This window comes from Anaerosolibacter carboniphilus, from assembly GCF_014205875.1.
Taxonomy (GTDB): Bacteria; Bacillota; Clostridia; order Peptostreptococcales; family Thermotaleaceae; genus Anaerosolibacter; species Anaerosolibacter carboniphilus.
This window is the reverse complement of record NZ_JACHEN010000020.1, coordinates 63,112-88,498: the sequence shown is the minus strand read 5'-3', so window position 1 is coordinate 88,498 and position 25,387 is coordinate 63,112. Positions and strand designations below refer to the sequence as shown.

Sequence of the window (25,387 nt, the reverse complement as noted above, 5' to 3'; positions counted from 1 at the left end):
TTATTTCAAATATATATATACAGTATTAAAACCTTCAAGTTCACGAACATCTCCGACATAACAAAATATGTAACAGATATTTATTCCAAATCGTAAACCTAAATAATTATATTGTGAAGAAAAGAGGGGATTTGGAATAAATTACATATGGACAATATCTAAGTGTATATGGTATTATAGTTTTTGTCACTTCAAAAGGACGTAGAAATATTCCAGAGTAGCTCAATGGTGGAGCACCCGGCTGTTAACCGGTAGGTTCAGGGTTCGAGTCCCCGCTCTGGAGCCATTATATCGCGGAGTGGAGCAGTTGGCAGCTCGTCGGGCTCATAACCCGAAGGTCACAGGTTCAAGTCCTGTCTCCGCAACCATACACGGCCCATTGGTCAAGCGGTCAAGACACCGCCCTTTCACGGCGGTAACCCGGGTTCGATTCCCGGATGGGTCACCATTTCGGGCGCATAGCTCAGCTGGGAGAGCACCTGCCTTACAAGCAGGGGGTCATAGGTTCGATCCCTATTGCGCCCACCATATTTGGCCCGGTAGTTCAGTTGGTTAGAATGCCAGCCTGTCACGCTGGAGGTCGAGGGTTCGAGCCCCTTCCGGGTCGCCATTTTTCAGATAGTTGAAAGTTTAAAAGTTGAAAGAGATAAGCTAAAAACTTACAACCTTCAACTTACAACTTATAACCCATTATGCTAGTGTGGCTCAACGGTAGAGCAGCTGACTTGTAATCAGCAGGTTGGGGGTTCGATTCCCTTCACTAGCTCCATTTTGTGCGGATGTAGTTTAATGGTAGAACTTCAGCCTTCCAAGCTGATCGCGTGGGTTCGATTCCCATCATCCGCTCCAAGATATGACCCATTAGCTCAGTAGGTAGAGCACTTGACTTTTAATCAAGGTGTCCCGCGTTCGAGCCGCGGATGGGTCACCAAATATGGAGAAGTACTCAAGTAGGCTGAAGAGGACGGTTTGCTAAACCGTTAGACCGGGTAACTGGTGCGAGGGTTCGAATCCCTCCTTCTCCGCCATAACATCTTGAGGGCCTTTGGCTCAGGGGGTTACAGTCTCTGGCTCATAACCGGTAGGACTGGATTTCAAGCCCGTGAAGGGCATCATTTTCACAGGGGTATAGTTCAGTTGGTAGAACAGTGGTCTCCAAAACCACGTGTCGTGGGTTCAAGTCCTGCTACCCCTGCCAAAATTTCATTCATATCGGGGTGTAGCGCAGTTTGGTAGCGCATCTGGTTTGGGACCAGAGGGCCGCGGGTTCAAATCCTGCCACCCCGACCATATTAAGTGCTTATGGCTCAGGTTAAAGACCTGAAGACCTAAGAGGAAGACCCTGAATCAATCTCAAACTAAACTTAATCTGCACGAAGTGCATAATCCAGTGACTATAGCGAAGGGGTCACACCTGTTCCCATACCGAACACAGAAGTTAAGCCCTTCAGCGCTGATGGTACTTAGGCGGTAGCGCCTTGGGAGAGTAGGTCGTCGCTGGTTTTACATAAAAACTAGAACGAAAAGATTCGTTCTAGTTTTTTATTTTAGAAGGGAATAAATGGAATTTGTAGAAATTAATATTATAAAATGATAAGTCGATATGTAAAATATTGAGAAATATTAAGAAGACTTTCTAGGTCAAAAAACAAAGTAGCTAATAATGTATTAAATCATTGCTTAAGGCTACTTTATTGTATTTAAGAGCAAGAAAAGAAATTTTTAAGGAGATTGATAGAATGAAAAATTATAGAAAATATTTGTTAATTTGTATTGTGTTTTTAGGTATATCGATAATATTCAATGGCATAATGATTGGCTATGCTATTCAATCGGCTATACAATCAAAACCTGAAAAAGTTGAACTTACGAAAGCTGATAACGGGAATCTTATTACTGTTTCAGACGTCGCCAAATATCTTAATATCTCAGAGAATGAAGTGTTGGGAATTATAAATACGGAAAAGAAACAACTTGAGCAGTATGGTACATTTTCTGGACCAATGTTTCCATATTTGATCATAAACAAAAAGTATTACTTTAATAAAACATCCATTGAAGAATGGTTAAAAGAGGTTACATCTACAAGAAGGCAGTATGATACAGTAAAAGGATGGATATTGCAATAAATGTATCCTAGAATTATAAAAATAAGTTTAACGGATGAGTTGTCATTATAGACTTGATTATGGCTGAGATATATGTTTGATTTAATAAAATTATAAAGTAACAATTACTTGCATATTACATAATAAGGGGGGCGTTTTATTACGATTGATAGAATTAAGCAAAGAATTCCTAAAAGTATATCCTTGAAGATTCTATTAGCAACTTTGTTAATGGCAATATTGATTTTGTACTTTAAGACTTTTTTCACCACGGGTGTATATTTCGATGATACTTTTCTAAAAAAAGAGGCAGAAGGTTCTGATACCCATTATGTGGGCAAATCGAAGCATGGGGATTTTCACCACATTACAGTAAAGAAGGGAATCGATCAGCAAAGTGGTGTAGATGTGATTTATAGGTTGCCAAATGACTTGAATAAGAAATATACTGTAACTTTTAGAGATGCTGTTAATTTAGAAATAGGTATAGAAAGTATTAAGAACGAAGAAGGAAACATTATTTTTGAAGGTGAATATAGTAAGAACATGCCATTTTTGTTTGATAAAAATGGGGATCCATTAATGGAATATGATTATATAATTGATGAAGAAATATCCTATAATGCGGATTATAGAATACCATTGAAAAACGTAGTAGACTTTTCTACCTTTTCAAATGAAACAATTCGTGGTAGATTTGAACTTTTGATGTTCGCTATAATATTATTTGTTTTAACGGCAATAGATATCAAGTTCCCATTGTTTTTCTTTATGCTTAAAAATTTTTTACATGTTAGAAACCCAGAACCCTCAGATCTTTATATCACGATGCAGAGAATATCTTGGTATATGTACCCTATCATTGGAATAATTCTAATGATAGCTGCAATTTATTAAATTGGGAGCTAGTGGTTTCCTTTCATATATATCTTTCCAATAGCATAATATATATCAAATCAGATTGGGTAGGAGTGAATTCCTACTCTTTTTAGTTAGAAGGAAATAGGTGGAAGATGTAGAAGTTAAATCTATAGTACTTAAGTGTATCTTCGTTGAATGTTTTGCTATTGCGCTGAGTAGGATGTGAAAAAAATGGTAGAGAGAAGAAATATACAAGCTTTTATATTCACAAGAAACTCAGACTTGCAATTTTTGATTTTGAAGAGAACGCCAGATAGAAGTGGATATTGGCAACCTTACCTATGGTGTTCGAAAAATGAAGTAGGACAATATTTAACATGAGAACATAATTTAATCGCTTCTGAAAAACTTTTAAAAGTATTCTCATTTCATTTAGAGAGAGAATGATGAATTGGGACAATATTACAGAGTAGGTTCTGTTATGGATAAAGTTTAATTTTGATGGAAGGGAAAAGGGTATTCGTGATGTATATATTGAAAATATATCAAAGAGTTAACCTATAAATGATATGTGAGATAAGAAATGAGGGGAGTAGCCAGAACGAAAAAGATAAGTTATATTATTACTATGGTTTTAACGAGTTCACTAATTTATTTGTGGGAGGATATGAATGAATAAAAAAACCTGTTTTTTAATTATTGCTTTTGTTTTGTTAAACAGTTTTGGTGCATTTGCTGATGCAAATAATACTCAAAATAGCGCTACATTTCTGCATATAGCCGCTGTAGAGGGTGATTTAGAAATGGCAAAAAATGAGATAGCGAATGGTGCAGATATCAATGCGAGGGATAAAGATGGACGGACGCCATTACTTATTGCAGTTCATTATGGAAATATTGATATTGTGAAATTATTAATAGACAAAGGAGCAGACCCCAGCATTAAAGAAACTTTTCAAGGGAATACACCTTTACATGAAGCGGCTTTTTGGGATCAACCAGTGGAGTTTGCTAAGATAATCGTTGAAACAGGTAAAGCAGATGTGAATGCAAAAAATGCTTATGGGAATACACCTTTATACTATGTGGCAAATAATAATACCCCCGATGATTATGAATATGCAAAACTTTTAATAAACAGCGGTGCAGATGTGAATGCCGTAGATAACTTCGGATGCAGTGTCTTCTATTATGCAGTAAGCCAAAATAGAGCCGATATTTCTAGACTCATGTTGGAGAACGGAGCAGAGGTAAATAAAATAGGTGCAAACGGAAGGATACCATTGCATGATGCGGCTGCAAATAACGCGAAAGAGATTACAGAACTGCTGATCAAACATGGTGGAAATCTTCAAGCGCAAGAGGGTAGATTAGGTAATACACCACTTCATGAAGCGGCTTGGTTTAATTCAGTTGATGCAGCTAAGATACTTATTGATTACGGAGCAGATTTTAATAGTAAAAATAGTGCAGGAGAAACACCGCTGACTGTAGCGTTGGAATCTGGTAATAATGCCAAGGAAGTAATTGCATTTTTGAAAGAGGTGTCAAGTGGTAAATATAAACCAGGGGTAAATAAACTGCCAGATCAACCTCAAAATCTTGGTATATCGGACTGGGCGAAAACTCATGTGAATAATCTTAAATTACAAAATATTGTACCTAGCTCACTGATAAATGAAAGTCTCAGTAAAAAGTATATTACTAGGGAAGAAGTAACAGAGCTGTTGATGTCACTTCAGCAAGCAGTAAACAAAGAAATTTTAGAGGCATCAGAGACGAATCCATTTGAAGATGTAGATAATCCGAAAGTATTAGCAGCCTATAGACTAGGCATTGTTAGTGGTGTATCTTCTGATAAATTTAATCCGTCAGGAAATTTGACAAGGGAACAGATGATAACAATGATATGTAAATTATTAGAGAAGAATAACATTAATGTCCAAATCAGCAATACCCCATCTTCTATGACATTTGTAGATTTTAATAGAGTTTCACCTTGGGCTAAAGATTATATGACATTTGCTTTAACGAATGAGATCATAAGGGGTCTTGGAGATAACAAAATTGAACCGCAAGGCCTGCTTACAAGAGAGCAGGCCCTGGTCATAGTAAATACGGTGGCAATTAAATATGGGTTTGTTGAAAATAAGATATCAACAAACCTTTAGTATGATTTGTTTTTTAAAGAATACAATGCTTTAGGACTTTCTATAGAATGACACCGACACATAATAAGGGGAGCGGAACAATGAAAAAAAGGAAATTGATTGTTATATTAATGCTCTGCTGTATGATTGTTTTAGCAGCTTGCACGAACTCTGCTTCGAGTTCAGAGAAAAATCTTTCTACTGATGATAATCAATCTACTGTTAAAGAGGAGAGTGGCGCAAAGCTGGAGGATGACCGTAAAGAAAGTAATAATAGTGAGGCAGACAGTCTATCTAAGAATGTGACAACGAAAAACGAGGTTTACATATATACCGAAAAAAAGTACGGAAAAGATAACAGTGCTTTAGATTTTCATATTTTTGCACAAGATAAGGCTGGAAATAAATTATGGGAAAAGGTATGGAAAGACATTCAAGAGACGGAGTTAGAAGTGGCATCAGAATATACCATAGCAAATGACATGGTTTATATTGAGGTAAGTGCCAATTTATATGCGTTAGAGCTGCAGACAGGTCGAGAAAAATGGGGTAACGTACTTGTTGGGTCAACCCCTGCTCCAGTAGTAGATGAAGATGGCGTAATCTACTGCGCGGGCTATTATGGACCATTTATTACAGCAGTGTATCCTGATGGAGGTATTAAGTGGCAGGTAGATGATTTGGACCAATATTACTGGCCGTATGAGATAATGTTGAAAGATAATAAGGTATATGTAACTTTCGGGGATCCTGATGACAATATAGACACTTGTGTTTTTAAAAAACAAAGCGGAGATTTTATTGATGCCATAGCATCGAATTTTAAGACTACAGGATGGGAGAGTATAACAGCTTCATCTATTTTGGATCCGAATAAGCCAAATTATATCCCTAAAAACATAGCAGATCAAAACACGGCTACAGCATGGGTTGAAGGGAAAGAAGATGATGGGGTTGGTGAATGGATAAAATTTGAGAGCCCTTCTGTCCAAGAGATCTACAAGGTTGACATCTACAATGGATATCAAAAAAGCTATGAGTTATTTCAAGCAAATAGTAGACTAAAAGCTGTAAAAATAGAGTTTTCCGATGGAACATCGCTTATAAAAACTTTTAAAGATGATTTAGGCAAGACATCTATCATGCTAGGAAAACCGGTCAGGACAACATCAATTAAATTTACGATCTTGGATATCTATAAAGGTAAAAAATATTCTGATACATGCATATCAGAGATTAGTACATATTAGGCGCTGCAGAATCTATTAATTATATAGGTGGATGCTTTGGAGATAAAAAGATAGAGAAACCCATGCAATCTATTTCGTTGCATGGGTTTCTTTTTTATTCATGGACTAGGATCGCTGAAATTTATCTTGTAACAGCATAGTACAAACTGGATATTTCATAGCTTATAGAAAGGGGGGGTTTGATGAAAGGAAAAAAGATCGAAGTGATAGTGAATAAACCTAATGATGAAGTTGTAGGAAAACTAATGGCGAAAGCATGGGCAGACATTATCGAATCCAGGATCAATCAACTCCCCCAAGCGCAAAGGCTGGCAGCATATGATCTGATTATAGAAAAATTGAAGAAGAAAGGGAGCCATCAATAAAGAGTGCCCCCTGATTATTTTTTCTCAGCAATTCATTTCAATGACTGGATGGAATGGTGGAAGCTATTTTTCAATAGATGTTCTACCAAAATACCAGTAACTCATGCTATTTTTCTGCCAGTTCTTTACATATTCTTTTGCCATTACAGGATCAGTATAATAGTAGATCGGAGTAACTGGCAAATCCTTCATCAATATATCCTGAGCCTTGTATATCAATTCATCTCTTTCTGAACCTTTTGCGAATCTGGATTGATTGATGAGTTCATCATACTCAGGATTTGACCAATGAGGATCATTATTAGAAGAATTAGTAACAAATAACTCTAATAATCCCACAGGATCTGGATAATCTCCAATATAGCCACCTCTAGCAATGTCAAAATTTCCTTGTTTACGGGATTCTTGGAATACTGCCCATTCTTGGTTGGTTAGATCTACAGAAATTCCTAGATTTTTCTTCCACATTTCCTGGATTGCTTCGGCGACGGCCTTATGACTTTCGCTTGTATTGTAGAGCAATGTGACTTGAGGGAAGCCTTTGCCATCGGGGAATCCTGCTTCTGTCAAAAGTTTTTTAGCTTCTTCTACATTCCCGCCATCCACATTAACGCCATAATCTCCTGCTGTTTTATTAAAGTCATTTCCTGCAGAGTCTTTCAGTCCGATAGGATTAAAGCCAGTAGCAGGAATTTCTCCTCCCTTTTTTACACTTTCTGTAATAGCTTTTCTATCAATAGCCAAAGCTAAGGCATGGCGTACCTTCACATCGTTTGTAGGTGCTTTATTTACATTAAAAATCAGATAATAGGTTCCCAACTGTGGCAATACATTAAATGTGGGGTCCTCCTTCATTAGTCTTGGTATTTCCTGAGCTGGCATAGCATTGATGATGTCTATTTCTCCAGAGTCATAGGCTGTAAGCGCTGTAGATGCTTCGATGATCATCAGATAATTGATTTGATCTAGTTTTGTTTTTTCAGCATCCCAATAATTTGCATTCTTTCTTAATACCAGTCGATCTCCTATCGTATATTCAGCTAGAACGAAAGGACCATTGGATATGGCTGTGGCTGGGTCTTTTGCCCATCCTTCAGGAGATTTTTCTACCATATCTTTGCGAAGAGGCATAAAAGCACCTCGGGTAATCAAGGACAAGAAATATGGTGTTGGTGTTTTAAGGGTTATTTCAAAGGTTTTATCGTCCACAGAATGGATGCCGACATCCTCTATGGATGCTTTGCCTTCATAATAGGCTTGTGCATTTTTGATATAAAACATATGAGGGGCATAGGGCGCTGCTGTAAGAGGATCCAATACTCTTTTCCAGCCGTATTCAAAATCCTGCGCCTTTACAGGTTGCCCATCTGACCATTTAGCATCTCTTAAATGAAAAGTATAAACTAACCCATCGTCTGAGATCTCAAGAGTTTCAGCCATGGCATTTTGTAGTTCTCCATCGATTTCTCGCATCAGTCCCTCAAAGGTATTGTTGATGACGTGGCTCCCATCGATGGCATCGTTTAGGCTGGGATCAATAGTTCTTGGATCTGCAGCTAAATTAAAGTTAAGTACGGCAGACCCCAGTTGAGTATTTCCATCTGTAGACTGTGAAGTGTCCTTACTGTTAGCACTACATCCAGCTAAAACTGTTAAAACCATTAGCATAGCAGCTACCACCAATGCAATTTTCTTTTTGAACATCTTTTTTCCCCCTTTTTTAAAATAGATGTTTATTTATTTTTTTTATTGCTAACAGGTTTATGAGAAAAAAACTCGTGAATAGCTTTGATCTCTTTTACATCATGGATGATACTTTCTTTATTGTTATAGCTGAGAACGATCAGTAGCAATTCAATTAATGTGATGGTCGCCGATATAAAATTGTAAAAAACCAAAGATTGATTTTCTGCTTTTAGTATGATATCTGCGTTCTGGGCGATAGGTGATTGTTGGCTATCTGTGATCGCGATATATTTAAATTCGTTGGCTGACAAATATTGTGCTAATCGTATAATCTGACTTGAATAAATAGGAAATGAAATCAATATAAATAAGTCTTCTTTCGTAGCTCTGATCAAATCATTACTGAGTATGTTAATATCATCTAAATCTAAAGTTTTCACATCAATAAGTAAGGTTTTTAAACGTGGATACAGAAAATCGCATACAAGACTAGAAACACCTAAGCCACAAAGATAAACCGTTTTACTTTTTTGAATGAGCTGACTAGCCTGATAGAGAACTTCAATAGAATTATTCGCTAGAATTTTATCAAAGTTCATTCTTTGAAGCTGGATTGTATTCCTGACTGCATCTTCGAGGCTTTCTAGCTCTTCTAAAGAGGATCTCATCTTAGCTGGAACCTGTAATTCTTCTTTGATGAGGGTCTGAAACTCTTTCTTTAGTTCGATAAATGAGTCTACACCAATCGCTTTACAAAAATTTAGTATTGTCACTTCAGAAACCTTAAGTTCACTGCTTAATTCCTTTAAACTCATAAACGCAATTTTGCTTTTGTTTCGAGTAAGATATCGCGCAATGCTCTGTTGTTTATTGCTTAAGTTGGAAAAATGATTCTTAATAATTTCAATAATGGTCAAAAATCTCACCTCGTTTTTTAAGTATACTACTATATTTATTATAGCAAGTCAACTAGAATATTATGAAAATTAAAGTGTATGCTTTGGTTAAAAGTGTTTAATGAATCTTTTTTGCCTGTATAGTGGGATGTTTTAACGCTTTTATAGCCTAGGATTCTGGAATACAAAGAATTAAAATATATATAATACTATAAAAATGAAATAAATTAATTTAAAAAAATAAAATAATAAAGTAAATATTATAATTGTATGTTATAATCGTCTCATGAATAAAATATTGAGAATGGTGGGAAAAGTATGTCAGTAGTAGCGAAGGTGTATAGAGGAAATGTGATTGATTTGACCCATATAGGGCATGTGGCGGTAGTAGATATCACAGGCAAGATATTGTATTATTGTGGAGATCCTTATAGAGTAACATTTGCCCGATCTTCTGCGAAGCCTATGCAGACGATACCTGCTATAGAGAGTGGAGCAGTTGATGCATACGGTATTACAGATAAGGAGATTGCATTGTTTTGCGCATCACACAGTGGAGAGTGCTTCCATGTGGAGGGCGTACGAAGTGTGCTGAAAAAGGCTGGGCTAAATGAAAGTTATCTACAGTGTGGGATACATATGCCCCTTGCAGAGTATGCAGCTGAGGCGTTAAAAGAGAAGGGACTAAAGGCGCAAACTGTCCATTGCAACTGCTCTGGAAAACATGCGGGAATGCTGGTTACGGCTAAGCACCTAGGGGAAGATTTAGATCATTATTATCAGCTTGAGCATCCTGTTCAGAAGAGAATCATGAACATTTTATCTGAAGTATGTCAGTATGATGAAGATGAGATTATTACAGCTATAGATGGATGCGGAGTACCTGTCCATGCTATGCCATTATATAAATTTGCCCAAGGCTTTGCAAGACTTTCAAAACCAGAAGTCTTAGGAGATGTACGCAGTCAAACCGTTACACGGATCACGGAGGCTATGATTGCCCATCCTGAGATGGTAGGCGGTACAGACAGAATATGTACCGATCTGATGAAGTTATGTGGAGATAGACTATTTGCGAAAGCAGGAGCTGGTGCCTATTATGCCATTGGACTGAAAGGAAGAGGCATCGGCATAACATTTAAGATTGAAGACGGAGGAAAGGGCATTGTAAACGGGGTAGTCTTGGAAGTGTTAAGAAAGTTGGATGTGATCAGTTCTGAAGAGTTTAAAAAGCTAGAAAAACATTATGTTATGGAAAGTAAGAATCATAAAGGTGGGATTGTAGGAGAAACAAAAATTGCAGTCGAATTGATTCAAAATAATTAAGCCCCTCCCACTATATGTAACAATATAGTGTGTACCTTCCTTGAATTCCTTTTTACCTAGGTTGAGGTAAAGAGGAATTTCTTTATGATAAAGAAACATGGGTTATTATGTGAAATGAAGTTTTAGCTATTCATCAGCTCGTATAAACGAAAATTATTTCTTGAAACAATAATGGAAAATTATACTAAAAATAGAATAATAAGCTTATACGGAAGATATAAATTTCAAAGACCAAAAGATATTATTAAGTATCTCGAATCTGTCATATGATAGAGTCTACACCAACAATAAGTTCTCTTTAACATAATTTTGTAATAGAACTCAATGAAAAGAACGCTTGGTGAAATATTAATCATTATGTTTACTATGAATTCAAACTCTGATATGATTTATGGTGTTTCATCTGACGCAGCTTTTTTCATGCATCTGTAGTACTCACTTATCAAAAGATCAACTTCTTGGCTGAGGTTCAGTACCTCTGAACTTAAAAGATTATCTTCAGCCATGATAAGTTTATCTAGGTCTTTCTTGCGAGACTCAATAAAAATTCTGATGATTTCCAAACGATTCATTTACCCACCTGCCACAATAAAATAAATTTCATTTTCAATTATAGCATACACAATTTAAAATACCCAAAATATGTACAAAATGTAAAAAAGTATAAAATGATGATGACACTCAATAGAAAATGATGCTTTATGTTATCAGTTCATAGAAAAGAGCCAATGATGTATCTATAATAATCAAAAAATTCAAAAATATTTTTGCAAATTACAAATTTTGACATTGATTTTTGATTTTTTGTAGTATTATATTTGTACAGGCAGTTACCAAAATATGAAAGGGGGTAATACATATGATGAACTTTATAAAAAGTAACTCTTTAAAAATTCTTACCCTATTCGCATTATTTGTTGGTACAGCATCTGCATCCTCTGCGACATTAATGCTGTCTCATCAGCCAAAGTGTCCAGAAGAACTACTTAAATAAGAACGATATTCTTATCGTTCTTATTTAATATCTAGGAATTATGGTTTTTGATTTCCTGGATATGAAGCGTGCAGAGGGAACTCTCCCTCTGCCGTATTCAGAAAGGTGTGCAGTCTGTTTTGCGGGCGTCGAAGGAAACTTAGGTTTCCTAGGGAAAACAAATTGTCGATAGGCAACTTTGTTCTTGAAGGGGAAAATATATGAATTTATTTGTAATCATTAATGAGACTTTGTTTGCAGCTGTTGAAAGTTTAATAATTATTTTGATCTATTCCATCTTATCAAATCAACGAACTTTTTGTCGTGACAACAAGTTAAAAACTTTTGTTTTTACAATATTTTATATGATGTTTGCCTATTGGGCTACAATGTATTTGCCATTAGGTTATCATACCCTTGCCATCGTTATTTTTGCATCGATAACCTTAGGAATTATAACGGAAACCAGCTTATGGACATCTGTTTTAATTATAATTATTGCAGCTATTTTTATAATGGCTTCAGAAGGGTTGCTTTTCCTTATTTTATCAGTGTTTATGAAAATAAACATTTCAGAGATAATTCATAATCCAATTAATAAATTCAAAATCTCCTTGATCTTAAAGTTTTTTCAAGTAGTACTAGTTATATTTGGTTTTAAAATGAAGAAAAGTTTCTTTAACAATCTAACATCAGATTCAAATACCAGTGTTATATCGTATTTTCTTTTAGGCACTTTCTTGATTGGAGTACTTACCTTCAGCATTAGCTATGCAGTTAGTGAAAAAGGAAACTTGGTTCTATACGAAGGATTATTACTTGGAATTTTTCTCACCTTTATTGTTATAGGTGTTATTGTCTATAGGGATATGATTAAAGTTTGGAAGATACAGCAGAAATATAAGCTTCAAGAAGAGTATATAAAAAATATTGAAGAAACCATCGGTATTGTTCGAAGAGAAAAACATGATTTTTCAAATCATATTAATACCGTCTATGCTTTGTGTATGTTAAATAAAGATGATACTGTTGAGAGAATCAAGGCATATCTTGATAAGTTAGTACATAATATGAACGCTAGCTATCGTTACTATAATACTGGTGATGAGTATTTAGACGGTCTATTGGCTGTCAAAAGCAATTTTGCATTTACCCATAATATTCATATGGATGTGGATTTTGAAGAGTCATTAGATAAAATTCGAATTGATTCGTATGATCTGATAAGTATTACTAGCAACATACTTGACAATGGGTTTGATGCTTTATTATCTCAAGCAAATGACAGCTTGAAAATTATATCCATCTGTACTTATATTGAAGATGATCTGTTTCATTTATCCATTGCAAACAATGGACCTCTTATCCCAACAGAGTTTGTAGAGAAAATTTTTGAGAATGGATTCTCAACAAAGTTAGAGGATAAAGAAGATCATGGCCTGGGTCTGTTTATCACTAAAAAACTTGTGGAAAAGAATAAAGGAAAGATCATGGTGAATAGTTCTGAGGCAGAGACGGAGTTCCTAATAACTTTTAAAATGGAGAAGATAAGTCATGGAGATAATAGCAAGAAAAATTACGGGTTTAATTATAACGAATAATTTGAACCTGACAGACCTTGAGATCAAGAAGATTGAGTTTGGGCTTACCTGTATTATTAGTGAATTAAGTAAAATATTTATGTTTCTGATTATATTTTCAGTGTTTTCAGTAACAGATTACTTTCTTGTGGGTTTAGCATTCTTTTGTAGTCTTAGATTAGTAGCTGGCGGATATCATGATAAAACCTATTGGAGATGCTTTGCCACCAGTCTAACGATATTTACTATTATTGCGCTGACGAGTAGCTATATTCATCTGTCTACGATTCAAAGGCTGATCCTATTACTTATATCTTTCATTCTAGTATGGAGATATGCACCAGTAGATCATCCAAATAAGCCAATCATTAGTAATATTCGGAGAAAAAAACTTAGGGTACTAGCGGTTTTTTTATGTATATTTTTTGGAGTGCTAAGTTTTCTGCTACGAAATGATTTATCTGTAGCAGCCGTCACTGCCATATTTCTTGAAGGACTTACACTTCCGCTTGGGGTAATTACGAAAAGGGGTCTTGAAAATGAAAATTTTAAAAGGTGAAATGATGGAAGAAAGTAATATAGTAGGCATCTTTAACATGCCATTTCATGATAAAAAGAGTTTTTTCTACGCTCTGGTGACGTTATGTGATAGATTTAAAATTGATATCCCTATATGGACTTTTAGAGAAGATAAGCTAATGGCGGAAAAGGGCGAAATAACAATTCCTTTGGAAGAGCAAAGAAGGTTAAGGTTGATCATTAGTGAAGAAGGTTAATAATCATAGTAGATATGCGAGAAAACAAAATACTAACCCATCTGTACCTGTGATTATTCAAAGGGGAGAAAAACAAATTATAAATGTGGGAGTATCCCAAAATGATATGAGCAAGATTAAAATAAATCAGAAAACAAATGTGAAATTAAATAATGAATCTAGAGAGGGAACCGTTACGAATATCCAAAAAAGCCCTAATAATAAGACAAATCTTTATATGATAGATATAGAAATTATAGATGAGTTTTCACAAGCAGATTTTTTAGTCGGAGCCATAGCAGATGTGTCCATGTCGGCAGCTATCATCACTACGATTTATCCAGGGCTACTACTGAAGATATGAACGAACTGGTAGCAAAAAAAATTGAAGATGAAGTAAGGGAGATATATAAGAAAAGTAGGCTTTTGCTTCATTTTTGGTGGGAAGGGACGAAATGTTTTCGTATTCTAGTTAGGTATATCTATAAAATATTGGTAGCCATTTTAAACATATAGCATCTGAAATATCATGGGTGACCATAATGGCTGTTTTTCTCTCTTTTTTTAGTATAGTACCGATTTCGTCAGCGACAGATAGCCGTGTTTGATAATCTAAAGCAGAGAAGGGTTCATCCAGCAGGAGGATATCTGGCTCTACAGCCAGCGTTCTTATTAAGGCTACTCTTTGTCGCATACCGCCAGATAGTTGGCTGGGATAATAGTTTTTGAATTCAGCCAATCCATACATTTCTAGTAGTTGTTCTGCTTTCTTCTTCGTTTCATCATTGAGCTTTCTTTGAATCTCCAGGCCGATCAATATATTACTCATGATGGTTCGCCATTCAAAGAGATGATCTTTTTGGAACATGTAGCCGATGGACTTATTGGTGCCGCCTACCTCTTGTCCATTCACAAGTACTTTTCCAGATGAAGGCTTAATAAGACCTGAAATTGTGGACAAAGCTGTTGATTTTCCGCATCCGCTAGGTCCTACAATTACGATGATCTCACCCTTATAAACGTCAAAGGATAGATTATGAATTGCAAGGGTTTCTCCATCCAAGGTATGATAGTTCATAGATATGTTCTGTATTTCAACAACTTTTTCAGCAGTCATTGGCATTCCTCCCTAAGCTGTAAAATGGGTATAGTTCATGATATTCGTGCTTTGGGGGAATGGTGACTTATGGATAGGGAAAGCTTTTGGGAGCAAATATATGGTCGAAAAATGATTTAGATATAGAAAGCATGGGGCTATTTGCCTAGGATTGAATATGCCCCGGGTCTCATGAATCTACAGCATTAGTTTGGTATACTGAATATATCCAAATATACCAAAAAGGCGGTTTATGATGAAAATATATTCTATTGAGACAATCAGAGACTTTAGTGAATTCTATACTGTGGTTGAAGCCCAAAATAAAGATGGATGGACCTTAATAGATGTTCTGCCGTCCACAGACCATGAAGAAGGCTTCATACTATTATTTGCGAAGGAGGACTATCCCTTGGATATAGCCTCTTGACTCATATAGTTTTAACTGTTTCAATTAAACGAAAATATGTTTTATTTATTATTTTTAGACATCATGTCAAAGAGCAGGATCTCGATCCTGCTCTTTGACATGATGTCTAAAAATATTTTACACTGAAAATAGATACAAGGATAATCGTGCCGATGATAAATATAAAAGATTTTTTATTACGATACACTTCTTTTTGTAAAGATATATAATAGATGAAAGTATTGGAAAGATATAGGAAAGGTGGCATGAATTTTTGAAAAGCTTGAATCAGAGAGACAACAAGAATATCAAAAAATATCTATATATCCTAATGAGCGTATTGTTTTGCAGCTATATTGTTTTCCTTTTATGGCGTGTATTTTTTTATGCTTATGGAGGTTATCATCGTGTTGTCGGTCGAATGATGGGGTATAATCTAGTGCCTTTTAAAACAGTCTTTGCATATATAAGAAATTATCGCGCTGTAAGTAAGGAAATATGGTTTTTTAATCTTTTTGGGAATATATTAGCTTTTATGCCCTTTGGCTTCTTATTACCGACCTTATGCAGGGATGTAAGAAGATTAAAGTCTGTAGTTGTGGCTACTGGCGTATTCAGCTTACTGATTGAAATGACTCAATTTGCGTTAGGGGTAGGGACTTTTGATGTGGATGACGTTATTCTGAATACCTTAGGTGGCGCCATGGGATATCTTATATTTAGCATCTTACATAGTCTGCTCTTGAAGCTATACAGAAACGTTGATGGCTAACATGCTTAAGAGAAAATGCTTAGAGAGTCGAAATTATATTCGACATATAAGAGGATTTTTCGTGCTCAATGTAGAAAAGTAATTGGTTAGCGATCTAACGAATAATCTAAAATCTATGAATCCAAGATGTTAGTCAGTAGATGAATTGGAAGGTAGAAAGGGGATGCTGTTTTGTCGTATAAAGATCATCAGTATTTTATTAAGAGATTAGAAGAAAAAAATCTGGCGAGTGTAAGGTGGGAATAGTATGGGATTAAGTAAGGTTAAAACCTATGGAGAGCTTGTTATGTTCTCCCATACCCTCTTTTCACTTCCATTTGCAATCATCGCTATGCTCTGGGCTGCCCAAGGGCTGCCCTCTGGAAAAATTATTTTCTGGATGCTGGTTGCATTGGTGGGGGCTCGGAATGGAGCGAATGCATTAAATCGTCTTGTTGATAAGGGTATCGATGCAAGAAATCCTAGGACAGCTGACCGTCATCTTCCGAAAGGTAGTGTCAAGGTGTATGAAGTAATCGCATTGACTGTTTTCTGCTTTGCCCTTATGGCAATTGCAGCTTTTATGTTAAATCCCTTATGTGTTAAGTTGCTTCCTTTAGCGCTAGTTGCTTTTGGTATTTATTCCTATACCAAGAGATTTACTTGGGCTTGTCATGTGGTGTTAGGTATTGCTTGTGGAGGGGCACCTGTAGGTGCATGGATGGCGGTAACGGGTGAAATCGGATGGCCATCTATTGTATTAGGGGCTGTGGTGACCCTTTGGGTAGCTGGCTTCGACATTATCTATGCCACCCAAGATGTGGATTTTGACCGGAGTCATGGATTATTTTCAATGCCAGCGCAGTTTGGTATCAAAAACAGCCTGTGTATTTCTGCCTTTTTTCATGGGACAGTGGTGGCGCTCCTAATTTATCTCTATTACCTTATGAATATGGGAAGTTTATATTTAATCGGGGTATCCATTGCAGCTATATTGCTTTTTATGGAGCATATGATGGTTTCACCTAAAAATCTAAAGACCATGAAGATTGCTTCCTATAATATTAATCAAATTGTCAGTGTTGTATTATGCATTTTTGTAGCGTTAGACATTTTTATATAATAGACGAGGTGATTTTTTGTCGAAATTCGTACTAGGAGTAACAGGAGCCAGTGGGAGTATATATGCTGTTAGATTATTGGAAGAGCTTTTAAAGTCAGGGCATGAGGTTTTTCTCGTATGTACCAAATGTGGAGAACAAGTTCTAAACTATGAAGTGAATTTGACAATAGAGCATATTGTAAAACAGTGTGGAGACCATGGAAAAAAACTCCGTGTATGTGCCATTGATGATTTGTTCGCGCCAATAGCCAGCGGGTCTTTCCTTATCGATGGCATGGTAGTACTGCCATGTTCCATGTCAACCATGGGAAAAATTTCCCATGGCATTGGAGATAATCTCTTGATTCGAGCTGCCGATGTGTGTATAAAAGAAAAAAGGAATCTTGTGCTGGTACCTAGGGAAACGCCATTAAGTACAATTCATTTAAAGAATATGCTCAGTCTTAGTGAGATGGGCGTTACGATTTTGCCTGCTATGCCTAGTTTTTATCATAAGCCTAGAACCATAGAGGATATGATAGATGCTATCGTAGGCAGAGTCATGAGAAGTCTTGGCATAGAGAATCATTTATATCATGAATGGAATGGAGGGGTGTAAAACAATCTTGAGGTAAAATCGATCCTAGAACATGCTTTACAATGAGCAAAGAAAGTGAAAAAATAGAAAATAAGGGAACGTATAGATCTGGGATTGTGGAGGAATGTATGAAAAACAAGATTATATTGGTGGTAGAGGATGAGAAGAAAATACTAGATGTGATACAAGCATATTTGGAGAATGAAGAATTTGATGTGTTGACTGCTGAGGATGGAGAGGAAGCTTTGGAGATCCTGAAGGGAGAGACTGTTCATCTGGTCATTTTAGATCTTATGCTGCCGAAGGTATCTGGGGAGGATGTATGCAGAAGGATTCGGACTATGTCTGATATACCTATTATCATGCTCACGGCCAAAACGGAAGAAGACGAGAAAATTGAGGGGTTGGCCATAGGCGCGGATGATTATATGACTAAGCCCTTTAGTCCAAGGGAATTGATAGGACGAGTTCGGGCATTGATTCGGCGGAGCTACCGTGAAGAACAACCTTTGGCTGATTTTTTGACTTTTAATAATGGAGATTTGGAAATTGATGTAAAACGCATGCTAGTCAAAAAAAGGGGAAAGTTACTCAGTCTTACAACCAATGAATTTAAACTTTTTTATGTATTCATTATAAATCCAGGTCAGGTTTTTGCAAGAGAGCAGCTTATCGAAAAGGCCTTTGGGCGTGACTATGATGGTTTTGATCGAACAATAGATACCCATATTAAAAATATAAGACAAAAGATTGAAGATGATCCGAAAAATCCGATATATATTCTTACGGTCTATGGAATGGGATATAAATTCGGAGGTACAAAATGAAGCTATCCTTAGTAAAAAAACTGACCCTTGGCTTCTTGATCGCGATTTTAGGAGCTATTTTGATTACAAGTCTAGTATCGAACTATATGATTGATCGGCGATTTAATGAGTATCTTCATGGAGAGCATCAACGAAAGATTGATAAGGTGATTGAACTAGTAAATACCATCTATGATGAAAAGAATGGATTCCAAAATAAAAATGATGGCGAGCTGGAAAGGGTTGCTGTCCTAGAGGACTTATATATTCGCGTGCTAGATGATCAGGGGAGTCAAGTCTTTTCATCGGGCCAGGATCATCTTCTCCACAAAAAAATGATGTATGCCATGCCAGGGCGAATGATGGGGATGGGCTGGAGAAAGCAGCTGGGAGAATATATAGAAGAAAGCTATCCCCTAAAGAATAATGCCAAAAAAATCGGAACTGTGATCATTGGTTACTTTGGACAATGGAATTTGACGGAACGAGATATTGGATTTAAATCCACGTTGAATCAAGCTTTTGGTATTTCGGCAACGGCAGCTTTGCTATTCGGAGTTATTGTAAGTATATGGTTCTCACGTCAGATAACAACGCCGCTGGTTAGGATTACACAAACAGCTAGAATCATGGGAGAAGGTAATCTAAACGTACGGGCAAATGTAAATACGAATACTTTAGAGTTAGATCAGTTGTCCAAGGCGATGAATTATTTAGCAGAGAGCCTGCAACAACAAGAAATGCTCAGAAAAAGACTGACTACGGATATGGCCCATGAAATTAGAACACCCTTAACTACTTTAAAAAGCCATATAGAAGCTTTTCTGGATGGCATTTGGACACCTACGGAGGATCGATTTGCCAGCTGCTATGAAGAGGTAGAGCGATTGTCGAAGCTGGTTGGAAATCTACAGAACTTAGCAAAGCTTGAACAGGCCAATCTCCAGTTAAACAGAGAAGAGTTTTCTTTGTCAGAGGAAATACAAAAAATGGTAGAGGCCATGAGACCCCAATTTATTAAGAAGAATATTGAGGTATCCATGAAGCTTGATGGGGATAAGAATGTATTTATGGATAGGGACAAAGTGAGGCAGATTCTAATCAATTTGCTTACTAATGCCTATAAGTACACCAATGAGGGTGGTTTTGTCCGGGTAGAGCTAGAAGAGAGGCAAGAGGAGATTGTCATTGAAATAGGGGACACAGGCATAGGTGTTGGAGAAAAAGACCTCCCCCATATCTTCGAAAGGTTCTATAGAGGGGATATCTCAAGGAGTAGAGAGACGGGTGGAACAGGAATTGGTTTAGCAATTACCAAAGCCCTTGTGGAAGCCCATGGTGGAAAAATAAAGGTCAAGAGTAAAATTGATGTGGGAACTACCTTTATTATGAACTTCCCTAAAACTGCCATTGAATTGAGGGGATAGCGCTTAGTTTTTTTACAACATAAGAAAGTGTGCGTTCTCATGCTGTAAAAAAGGAAATGGGCAACCTACTAAAAATTTACTTTTATAGCAGGATTTTTATTACAAATGTATAATATAATTATTATATCATTATATGAGGTGGTATAATGCGGTTTGTGGAAAAACAGGAAACTCTAAAGTATAAGGAAAATTTGATAGATTTGATCGTACAGTTTATAAGATTTTTAGATTGTCTACTAGATGAGGGCAAAATCACTCAGAAGGAATACGAAGATCTTACAAAAAATAAGATAGACTTTTTGAAGCATTGTAATTTTGAACTTGGAAATGCTTTGAAGAATTGTTTCTAAGCCTAAAAGACTTTTTTGTGAAGAAGACGCTTTAAATTTTTAGTCGCAGTATTGTTGGATATATATCAAGAGACGGCAGGTGTAGAGAGTGGTTAAGAGAAATACCGTACGAATTCATCAGATGTTAAATTTGGTGAAGGGGCTATACAAATCGATGGAAAGAGAATGGGAAGAGCATGCGCAAAAATACGGGATGACCAATGCTCATCTTCATGTGTTGTGGATTCTTTATTTGGATGATGGTATAAAATTGTCGGATCTAGCAGCCAAAGGTTTATGGAACCTTTCTACTACCCAAGATATTGTAAATCGAATGGATCAGCGAGGATTGGTTAAAAAAGAAAAGGATATGCTGGATGGACGGATCACTCGGGTTTACATTACAGAGGAAGGAAAACGACTTCGGAGTGAAACACAAAGAGATTGTGATGAAGGGTATCCATATAAAATCTTGCAAGCTGTAGATAGTTTAAGTAAAGAAGATCAAATGAAATTAGAAGAAATGGTGATGCATGTTGCGGAGAAAGTGCTAGATCAAGAGTTTATGGACTATGTAAACCGATCATCGGATCGGCTGATTAAGAATAAATGATGGATGATTTGTACTTATATGAAATGACTCTTAATGGGTCATTTTATTTTTGTGTTGTATAAAAAAAAGTGATTATAGTAATATATCTGTATATGAAGAAAATATGACTGGTAGGGTGTGAGGATATGAATAAAGAGATGATTAAATTTACTTGTCCAATGGACTGCTTTGATGCATGTGGTATGATCGCTACAGTGCAGAATGGAAAGGTGATAAAGGTAGAAGGTGATCCTGCCCATCCATTTACGAAAGGATACGTTTGTGAAAAAGGAAAGAGGCATTTAGAACGGCTCTACCACCCAGAAAGGCTGAGAAAACCTAAGAAAAGAATGGGAGATATCTGGATCGATATTAGCTGGGAAGAGGCTATCGATGAAATCGGTAATAAACTTTTAGAAATTAAAAGAGAATATGGAACAACGGCGGTACTCCACTACTCCGACGCTGGGTATGGTGGATTGAGCAAGTCTGTAGATAAGATGTTTTTTAACTATTATGGTGGGGTTACGGTTTCCAGAGGTGGTTTATGCTGGAGTGCGGGAATCCAAGGGCAAAAATATGATTTTGGAGATAACCAAGGACATCATCCAAAAGATCATTTGAATGCAAAGACGATCATTATATGGGGGAGAAATCCATATAATACCAATCTACATCTAATGGAGTACCTGGCTCAAGCGAAGAAGCAGGGAACGCATATTGTGTTAATCGATCCTATACGCACGAAAACAGCCAATATAGCATCGGAGCACATTTACATAAAACCATCAACAGATGGAGCCTTAGCTTTGGGAATGGCCCGTGTAATCATTGAAGAGAGCCTGGTAGACCAAAGATATATTGATCAGTATGTAAAGGGATATGAAGCGTTTAAAGACTATGTGGCAGATTTCACCCTAGAGCGCGTGGAAAAAATTACAGGAATTGATCAGGAGACCATAAAAAGACTAGCCATAACCTACGCAGCCAATAAACCATCCTGTATTATCATCGGATATGGTCTACAGCGATATATCAATGGTGGAAATAATGTCCGATGTATAGATGCTTTAGGAGCCATTACTGGAAATATAGGGATTCAGGGTGGTGGTGTGAATTATGCCAATAAGAGTATATCGCGATATGTAAAAGGTGAAGTGGTAAAAAGCGAAGGTTTCATAAAAAATCAAAGAACCTACAGCAAAACAAAATTAGGTGAGTTTTTAGAATCGGTACAAGAGCCGACGATCAAATGCATTTTTGTTACCAAATCCAATCCTTTGGTACAAGTACCGAACATTTCTCGAACTATGGAAGCCTTTGCAAAAGTTGATTTTAAAGTGGTTGTTGATATGTTTATGACAGATACAGCAAAGTTAGCTGATATTGTACTTCCCTGCACCAGCATATTAGAGGAAGAAGACCTTATCTATTCATCTATGTTCTCTCCCTATATAAGTTATTCAGCGAAAGCAGTAGCACCTCCTGATGGAATCATAGGAGAGTATGAGTTCTTTCGACGTCTTGCAATAAAGTTGGGGTTGGAAGAATATCCCGATATAGGCCAAGGTGAATTTCTAGAGAGGGCGATTCAACCCTTGATGAATACATTTGAAATTACCTTGGACCAAATAAAGCATTCATATTTTTCTATTCCTAAAAGGGAAATTCCTTGGGAGGATGGAAAGTTTGAGACACCTTCAGGAAAATTTGAGCTATATTCGGAAATGGCAATGGCAGAAGGAACAAGTCCACTGCCTACCTATATACCAGCCTTAGAAGGGGGGCGTGAATTTCCATTAAGATTGCTTACGCCCCACTGCAAAAAATCTCTTCACTCCCAGCACTTTGTGTTTATCAGTGAAGTTCCTGTAGTGTATCTCAATAAGAAGACCTTTGTATCTAATCATTTGGAAATGAGCGGTCTTGTGAAAATTGAATCTAAACAAGGTATACTCATTGCAAAACCAGAGATTGATGAAAGCGTTGGGGATGAGATTCTGATGATCTATGAGGGTTGGTGGCACAAGAGTGGTTCTGTAAACTTTCTTACTGAAGACATCATATCTGACATTGGAGAACAAGCAGCTATTTACGACTGTTTTTGTAAAATTAGCAACCATAAATAAATTGGAAGGGCTACAAACGTAGTCCTTCCATTTATTTATGGGGTGTAAAAGAGGAATATAATTATTTCAATTGATAATATATACCGCATAGACATTCTATAAAAATATTGAAAATAAAGGGTTGCAAAAGATGAAAGATGTAATATAATATACTATAATTGTATCAATTGAAAATAAGGGAGAGATCTATAGATGGCGCAAAATCATCAAGAACGCTTTAAAATAGGGAATCGTATTATTTTGATCACAATTATTTTAAATGTTTTACTGACTATCATGAAGATGGGAATTGGAGTCATTGGGAATAGTACTGCAATCATCGCAGACGGACTTCATTCTGCCTCGGATATTATTACTTCTGTAGGTGTAGTGCTTGGTATGTTTTTGGCCGCGAGGCCAGAGGATGATCAACATCAGTATGGTCATGAAAAAGCAGAATCGATTGCTGGTTTTTTATTAGCCATTGTTCTTGTCATTACAGGACTTAAAATTGGATATGATGCCATCAAACTCCTCGCTGGTCGAAACTTTCAGACGCCTCATATTCTGACAGCATTGGTAGCTGCAATCTCAATTATTATGAAAGAATATCAATACAGGATTACAATGAAAGCTGCAAAAGCATTGAATAGTAATGCAATGATGGGAGATGCATGGCATCATCGATCGGATGCACTGTCATCTGTAGCAGCCTTAGTTGGTATTTTAGGAGCTAGGCTAGGCTATGGCTTTTTAGATCCTTTAGCTGGAACTATTGTTTCATTGATTGTCGTAAAGATTGGATTGGAGCTATTGAAATCAGGTATCGATGAATTGATGGATAGTGCCATTGATAGAGAAAAAATGGAGGAAATTCAGAAGGAAATCAATTGTCTCGAAGGAATCATAGCTATCAATGAACTGAGAGGAAGAAAACATGGTTCAAAAGCATATGTAGATATAAAAATATGCGTTGATCCATTAATTTCTGTATATGCAGGGCATAATATTGGTGAAAAGGTAGAAGAATTGGTGAAATCAAAAATGAACAATGTGAAGGATGTAATTGTTCATTTAGACCCATGTGGAAGAGATTCGGAATATGGCGGATGTACCTTGAATTGTGGAAAGAATAGTTGATTTTATAGAAAATCCCCTATATAATCAGTGAGTAGCAATTGCTTTATATGAAGGAAATAGCTTTACGAAGGAGGAAAAAAATGGGATTACATGCATTCTCACGTAGTGAGTTGATTATTGGAACGGAAAATTTAGAGAAATTAAAGAATAGTAAGGTTGCTGTTTTTGGAATAGGTGGCGTAGGTACCTTTGCAGTGGAAGGATTGGCTAGAACAGGTGTAGGTAGTTTTGTTCTAGTGGATGATGATGATATATGTCTTACCAATATCAATCGACAGATTCACGCTTTACGCAGTACAGTAGGGAAGTCAAAAGTAGATGTGATGAAGGAAAGAGTATTGGAAATCAATCCCAAGGCTACCATTGAAACTCACAAGATGCTTTATACGGCTGAAACAGCAGAACAGCTTCTTTCAGATGATTATGACTATGTAATTGATGCCATTGATATGGTCACTGCTAAATTAGATTTGGTTGAGCGTTGCTCAAAAAGAGGAATTAAAATTATCAGCAGCATGGGAGCTGGCAACAAATTGGACCCTACGCGATTTGAAGTGACGGATATATACAAAACCTCTATTTGCCCCTTGGCAAAGGTGATGCGGAAGGAATTGAGAAAAAGGGGAGTGGAAAGCCTCAAGGTGGTATATTCTAAGGAAGAACCCATTGAACCTAAGCAGATTAATGCAGATTGCAAGACAAATTGCATCTGTCCAAATAAGGACAGAACCTGTACAGTGAGACATCAGATTCCTGGCAGCATCGGATTTGTACCTTCTGTGGCCGGTTTAATCATTGCCTCTGTGGTGGTAAGAGATCTTATTGGCATGTAGAATGTATATAAAAGAAAAACTGTTGGATAATAAATCCAACAGTTTTTCTTTTATGTATAGGCCCTAAATATAAATTATTCCCGTATTCTATAAGCAGTGGTTAACATAAAAGACGTAAAAAGGTGATAAAAGTTTCAGGAAAATATAGCCAATAGAGAAAATAACTTGATTTATGTTAACCAAAAATGATATAGTATCATCTAGGTATTAGGTACTAACAAATTATTTTTCGTGTAGATTGTGGGT

General features: G+C 36.5%; 26 protein-coding genes, 11 tRNA genes and 1 rRNA gene. 34 read left to right on the top strand and 4 right to left on the bottom strand.

Annotated features, from left to right (window positions below; genetic code table 11):
• Positions 1 to 211: 211 nt before the first annotated feature.
• From HNQ80_RS15960 to HNQ80_RS15880, 17 genes are all read left to right on the top strand, one after another.
• Positions 212 to 286, top strand: a tRNA-Asn gene (locus tag HNQ80_RS15960).
• Between the two features lie 6 nt (positions 287 to 292).
• Positions 293 to 368: transfer RNA gene (locus HNQ80_RS15955), tRNA-Met, on the top strand.
• 5 nt (positions 369 to 373) lie between these two features.
• A tRNA-Glu gene (locus HNQ80_RS15950) sits at positions 374 to 448 on the top strand.
• Positions 449 to 452: 4 nt separating this feature from the next.
• Positions 453 to 528, top strand: a tRNA-Val gene (locus tag HNQ80_RS15945).
• A 5-nt stretch (positions 529 to 533) separates the two neighbouring features.
• A tRNA-Asp gene (locus HNQ80_RS15940) sits at positions 534 to 610 on the top strand.
• 84 nt (positions 611 to 694) lie between these two features.
• Positions 695 to 769: transfer RNA gene (locus HNQ80_RS15935), tRNA-Thr, on the top strand.
• 6 nt (positions 770 to 775) lie between these two features.
• Positions 776 to 849: transfer RNA gene (locus tag HNQ80_RS15930), tRNA-Gly, on the top strand.
• 6 nt (positions 850 to 855) lie between these two features.
• Positions 856 to 931: transfer RNA gene (locus tag HNQ80_RS15925), tRNA-Lys, on the top strand.
• 5 nt (positions 932 to 936) lie between these two features.
• Positions 937 to 1,028, top strand: a tRNA-Ser gene (locus HNQ80_RS15920).
• A 94-nt stretch (positions 1,029 to 1,122) separates the two neighbouring features.
• Positions 1,123 to 1,198, top strand: a tRNA-Trp gene (locus tag HNQ80_RS15915).
• Between the two features lie 15 nt (positions 1,199 to 1,213).
• Positions 1,214 to 1,290, top strand: a tRNA-Pro gene (locus HNQ80_RS15910).
• A gap of 96 nt (positions 1,291 to 1,386) precedes the next feature.
• Positions 1,387 to 1,503: ribosomal RNA gene (gene rrf / locus HNQ80_RS15905) — 5S ribosomal RNA — on the top strand.
• Between the two features lie 236 nt (positions 1,504 to 1,739).
• Entirely contained in the window at positions 1,740 to 2,129 is a 390-nt protein-coding gene (locus tag HNQ80_RS15900; RefSeq protein WP_184311663.1) for a helix-turn-helix domain-containing protein, read from the top strand.
• A 210-nt stretch (positions 2,130 to 2,339) separates the two neighbouring features.
• Positions 2,340 to 3,005: a hypothetical protein gene (locus HNQ80_RS15895; RefSeq protein ID WP_184311662.1), complete on the top strand. Its 666-nt coding sequence runs from the start codon at positions 2,340 to 2,342 to the stop codon at positions 3,003 to 3,005.
• 635 nt (positions 3,006 to 3,640) lie between these two features.
• The gene (locus HNQ80_RS15890) at positions 3,641 to 5,140 is read left to right on the top strand and encodes an ankyrin repeat domain-containing protein (RefSeq protein ID WP_184311661.1); all 1,500 of its coding nucleotides are present in this window, start codon (positions 3,641 to 3,643) and stop codon (positions 5,138 to 5,140) included.
• Positions 5,141 to 5,220: 80 nt separating this feature from the next.
• Positions 5,221 to 6,369, top strand: a complete 1,149-nt coding sequence (locus HNQ80_RS15885; RefSeq protein ID WP_184311660.1) for an NADase-type glycan-binding domain-containing protein — start codon at positions 5,221 to 5,223, stop codon at positions 6,367 to 6,369.
• Between the two features lie 182 nt (positions 6,370 to 6,551).
• Entirely contained in the window at positions 6,552 to 6,734 is a 183-nt protein-coding gene (locus HNQ80_RS15880; protein WP_184311659.1) for a hypothetical protein, read from the top strand.
• 63 nt (positions 6,735 to 6,797) lie between these two features.
• Here the strand turns inward: HNQ80_RS15880 and HNQ80_RS15875 are convergent, their stop codons facing one another.
• Positions 6,798 to 8,438 (bottom strand): peptide ABC transporter substrate-binding protein, encoded by a 1,641-nt coding sequence (locus HNQ80_RS15875; protein ID WP_184311658.1) that lies wholly within the window; start codon positions 8,436 to 8,438, stop codon positions 6,798 to 6,800.
• A gap of 29 nt (positions 8,439 to 8,467) precedes the next feature.
• Complete coding sequence (locus HNQ80_RS15870; protein WP_184311657.1) at positions 8,468 to 9,337, bottom strand: MurR/RpiR family transcriptional regulator; 870 nt, start codon at positions 9,335 to 9,337, stop codon at positions 8,468 to 8,470.
• A gap of 297 nt (positions 9,338 to 9,634) precedes the next feature.
• Between HNQ80_RS15870 and HNQ80_RS15865 the strand changes: the two genes are divergently transcribed.
• Entirely contained in the window at positions 9,635 to 10,642 is a 1,008-nt protein-coding gene (locus HNQ80_RS15865; protein ID WP_184311656.1) for an asparaginase, read from the top strand.
• Positions 10,643 to 11,031: 389 nt separating this feature from the next.
• On the opposite strand, the gene HNQ80_RS15860 is transcribed toward HNQ80_RS15865, so the two are convergent.
• Positions 11,032 to 11,214 carry an aspartyl-phosphate phosphatase Spo0E family protein gene (locus tag HNQ80_RS15860; protein ID WP_184311655.1) on the bottom strand — a complete coding sequence of 61 codons (183 nt, stop codon included), beginning with the start codon at positions 11,212 to 11,214 and terminating at the stop codon, positions 11,032 to 11,034.
• Positions 11,215 to 11,501: 287 nt separating this feature from the next.
• On the opposite strand from HNQ80_RS15860, the gene HNQ80_RS15855 reads away from it, so the two are divergent.
• The 5 genes from HNQ80_RS15855 (at position 11,502) to HNQ80_RS15835 (ending at position 14,314) form a co-directional block, all read left to right on the top strand.
• Positions 11,502 to 11,636 carry a cyclic lactone autoinducer peptide gene (locus tag HNQ80_RS15855; RefSeq protein WP_184311654.1) on the top strand — a complete coding sequence of 45 codons (135 nt, stop codon included), beginning with the start codon at positions 11,502 to 11,504 and terminating at the stop codon, positions 11,634 to 11,636.
• Between the two features lie 200 nt (positions 11,637 to 11,836).
• Positions 11,837 to 13,216: a sensor histidine kinase gene (locus HNQ80_RS15850; RefSeq protein ID WP_184311653.1), complete on the top strand. Its 1,380-nt coding sequence runs from the start codon at positions 11,837 to 11,839 to the stop codon at positions 13,214 to 13,216.
• Complete coding sequence (locus tag HNQ80_RS15845) at positions 13,170 to 13,754, top strand: accessory gene regulator ArgB-like protein (protein WP_184311652.1); 585 nt, start codon at positions 13,170 to 13,172, stop codon at positions 13,752 to 13,754. The genes HNQ80_RS15850 and HNQ80_RS15845 overlap by 47 nt, the downstream gene beginning before the upstream one ends.
• Positions 13,735 to 13,971 carry a hypothetical protein gene (locus HNQ80_RS15840; RefSeq protein WP_184311651.1) on the top strand — a complete coding sequence of 79 codons (237 nt, stop codon included), beginning with the start codon at positions 13,735 to 13,737 and terminating at the stop codon, positions 13,969 to 13,971. The genes HNQ80_RS15845 and HNQ80_RS15840 overlap by 20 nt, the downstream gene beginning before the upstream one ends.
• Complete coding sequence (locus tag HNQ80_RS15835; protein ID WP_184311650.1) at positions 13,958 to 14,314, top strand: HlyD family efflux transporter periplasmic adaptor subunit; 357 nt, start codon at positions 13,958 to 13,960, stop codon at positions 14,312 to 14,314. The genes HNQ80_RS15840 and HNQ80_RS15835 overlap by 14 nt, the downstream gene beginning before the upstream one ends.
• A 108-nt stretch (positions 14,315 to 14,422) precedes the next feature.
• On the opposite strand, the gene HNQ80_RS15830 is transcribed toward HNQ80_RS15835, so the two are convergent.
• On the bottom strand, positions 14,423 to 15,067 hold the full coding sequence (locus HNQ80_RS15830) for an ABC transporter ATP-binding protein (RefSeq protein ID WP_184311649.1): 645 nt from the start codon (positions 15,065 to 15,067) through the stop codon (positions 14,423 to 14,425).
• 235 nt (positions 15,068 to 15,302) lie between these two features.
• Here HNQ80_RS15830 and HNQ80_RS15825 point away from each other — a divergent pair, with 235 nt between their 5' ends.
• The 11 genes from HNQ80_RS15825 (at position 15,303) to HNQ80_RS15775 (ending at position 25,141) form a co-directional block, all read left to right on the top strand.
• Positions 15,303 to 15,476 (top strand): hypothetical protein, encoded by a 174-nt coding sequence (locus HNQ80_RS15825; RefSeq protein WP_184311648.1) that lies wholly within the window; start codon positions 15,303 to 15,305, stop codon positions 15,474 to 15,476.
• Between the two features lie 253 nt (positions 15,477 to 15,729).
• Entirely contained in the window at positions 15,730 to 16,227 is a 498-nt protein-coding gene (locus HNQ80_RS15820; protein WP_184311647.1) for a VanZ family protein, read from the top strand.
• A 247-nt stretch (positions 16,228 to 16,474) separates the two neighbouring features.
• Positions 16,475 to 17,329 (top strand): UbiA-like polyprenyltransferase, encoded by an 855-nt coding sequence (locus HNQ80_RS15815; RefSeq protein ID WP_184311646.1) that lies wholly within the window; start codon positions 16,475 to 16,477, stop codon positions 17,327 to 17,329.
• 16 nt (positions 17,330 to 17,345) lie between these two features.
• Positions 17,346 to 17,927, top strand: a complete 582-nt coding sequence (locus tag HNQ80_RS15810; protein WP_184311645.1) for a UbiX family flavin prenyltransferase — start codon at positions 17,346 to 17,348, stop codon at positions 17,925 to 17,927.
• A gap of 107 nt (positions 17,928 to 18,034) precedes the next feature.
• Positions 18,035 to 18,733 (top strand): response regulator transcription factor, encoded by a 699-nt coding sequence (locus HNQ80_RS15805; RefSeq protein ID WP_184311644.1) that lies wholly within the window; start codon positions 18,035 to 18,037, stop codon positions 18,731 to 18,733.
• Complete coding sequence (locus HNQ80_RS15800) at positions 18,730 to 20,139, top strand: sensor histidine kinase (RefSeq protein WP_184311643.1); 1,410 nt, start codon at positions 18,730 to 18,732, stop codon at positions 20,137 to 20,139. The genes HNQ80_RS15805 and HNQ80_RS15800 overlap by 4 nt, the downstream gene beginning before the upstream one ends.
• Positions 20,140 to 20,285: 146 nt before the next feature.
• Positions 20,286 to 20,489, top strand: coding sequence for a hypothetical protein (locus HNQ80_RS15795; RefSeq protein WP_184311642.1), 204 nt, complete (start codon positions 20,286 to 20,288; stop codon positions 20,487 to 20,489).
• A gap of 88 nt (positions 20,490 to 20,577) precedes the next feature.
• Positions 20,578 to 21,081, top strand: coding sequence for a MarR family winged helix-turn-helix transcriptional regulator (locus HNQ80_RS15790; RefSeq protein WP_184311641.1), 504 nt, complete (start codon positions 20,578 to 20,580; stop codon positions 21,079 to 21,081).
• 125 nt (positions 21,082 to 21,206) lie between these two features.
• Positions 21,207 to 23,189 carry a molybdopterin-dependent oxidoreductase gene (locus HNQ80_RS15785; RefSeq protein ID WP_184311640.1) on the top strand — a complete coding sequence of 661 codons (1,983 nt, stop codon included), beginning with the start codon at positions 21,207 to 21,209 and terminating at the stop codon, positions 23,187 to 23,189.
• 192 nt (positions 23,190 to 23,381) lie between these two features.
• Positions 23,382 to 24,308: a cation diffusion facilitator family transporter gene (locus tag HNQ80_RS15780; protein WP_184311639.1), complete on the top strand. Its 927-nt coding sequence runs from the start codon at positions 23,382 to 23,384 to the stop codon at positions 24,306 to 24,308.
• Between the two features lie 80 nt (positions 24,309 to 24,388).
• The gene (locus HNQ80_RS15775) at positions 24,389 to 25,141 is read left to right on the top strand and encodes a tRNA threonylcarbamoyladenosine dehydratase (RefSeq protein WP_184311638.1); all 753 of its coding nucleotides are present in this window, start codon (positions 24,389 to 24,391) and stop codon (positions 25,139 to 25,141) included.
• Positions 25,142 to 25,387 lie beyond the last annotated feature (246 nt).

Bases quoted from the DNA above. Each gene is read 5' to 3' on its own strand.
- HNQ80_RS15900 (WP_184311663.1), top strand. From the start codon at position 1,740: ATGAAAAATTATAGAAAATATTTGTTAATTTGTATTGTGTTTTTAGGT.
- HNQ80_RS15895 (WP_184311662.1), top strand. From the start codon at position 2,340: ATGGCAATATTGATTTTGTACTTTAAGACTTTTTTCACCACGGGTGTA.
- HNQ80_RS15890 (WP_184311661.1), top strand. From the start codon at position 3,641: ATGAATAAAAAAACCTGTTTTTTAATTATTGCTTTTGTTTTGTTAAAC.
- HNQ80_RS15885 (WP_184311660.1), top strand. From the start codon at position 5,221: ATGAAAAAAAGGAAATTGATTGTTATATTAATGCTCTGCTGTATGATT.
- HNQ80_RS15880 (WP_184311659.1), top strand. From the start codon at position 6,552: ATGAAAGGAAAAAAGATCGAAGTGATAGTGAATAAACCTAATGATGAA.
- HNQ80_RS15875 (WP_184311658.1), bottom strand. From the start codon at position 8,438: ATGTTCAAAAAGAAAATTGCATTGGTGGTAGCTGCTATGCTAATGGTT.
- HNQ80_RS15865 (WP_184311656.1), top strand. From the start codon at position 9,635: ATGTCAGTAGTAGCGAAGGTGTATAGAGGAAATGTGATTGATTTGACC.
- HNQ80_RS15860 (WP_184311655.1), bottom strand. From the start codon at position 11,214: ATGAATCGTTTGGAAATCATCAGAATTTTTATTGAGTCTCGCAAGAAA.
- HNQ80_RS15855 (WP_184311654.1), top strand. From the start codon at position 11,502: ATGATGAACTTTATAAAAAGTAACTCTTTAAAAATTCTTACCCTATTC.
- HNQ80_RS15850 (WP_184311653.1), top strand. From the start codon at position 11,837: ATGAATTTATTTGTAATCATTAATGAGACTTTGTTTGCAGCTGTTGAA.
- HNQ80_RS15845 (WP_184311652.1), top strand. From the start codon at position 13,170: ATGGAGATAATAGCAAGAAAAATTACGGGTTTAATTATAACGAATAAT.
- HNQ80_RS15840 (WP_184311651.1), top strand. From the start codon at position 13,735: ATGAAAATTTTAAAAGGTGAAATGATGGAAGAAAGTAATATAGTAGGC.
- HNQ80_RS15830 (WP_184311649.1), bottom strand. From the start codon at position 15,067: ATGACTGCTGAAAAAGTTGTTGAAATACAGAACATATCTATGAACTAT.
- HNQ80_RS15825 (WP_184311648.1), top strand. From the start codon at position 15,303: ATGAAAATATATTCTATTGAGACAATCAGAGACTTTAGTGAATTCTAT.
- HNQ80_RS15815 (WP_184311646.1), top strand. From the start codon at position 16,475: ATGGGATTAAGTAAGGTTAAAACCTATGGAGAGCTTGTTATGTTCTCC.
- HNQ80_RS15805 (WP_184311644.1), top strand. From the start codon at position 18,035: ATGAAAAACAAGATTATATTGGTGGTAGAGGATGAGAAGAAAATACTA.
- HNQ80_RS15800 (WP_184311643.1), top strand. From the start codon at position 18,730: ATGAAGCTATCCTTAGTAAAAAAACTGACCCTTGGCTTCTTGATCGCG.
- HNQ80_RS15795 (WP_184311642.1), top strand. From the start codon at position 20,286: ATGCGGTTTGTGGAAAAACAGGAAACTCTAAAGTATAAGGAAAATTTG.
- HNQ80_RS15785 (WP_184311640.1), top strand. From the start codon at position 21,207: ATGAATAAAGAGATGATTAAATTTACTTGTCCAATGGACTGCTTTGAT.
- HNQ80_RS15780 (WP_184311639.1), top strand. From the start codon at position 23,382: ATGGCGCAAAATCATCAAGAACGCTTTAAAATAGGGAATCGTATTATT.
- HNQ80_RS15775 (WP_184311638.1), top strand. From the start codon at position 24,389: ATGGGATTACATGCATTCTCACGTAGTGAGTTGATTATTGGAACGGAA.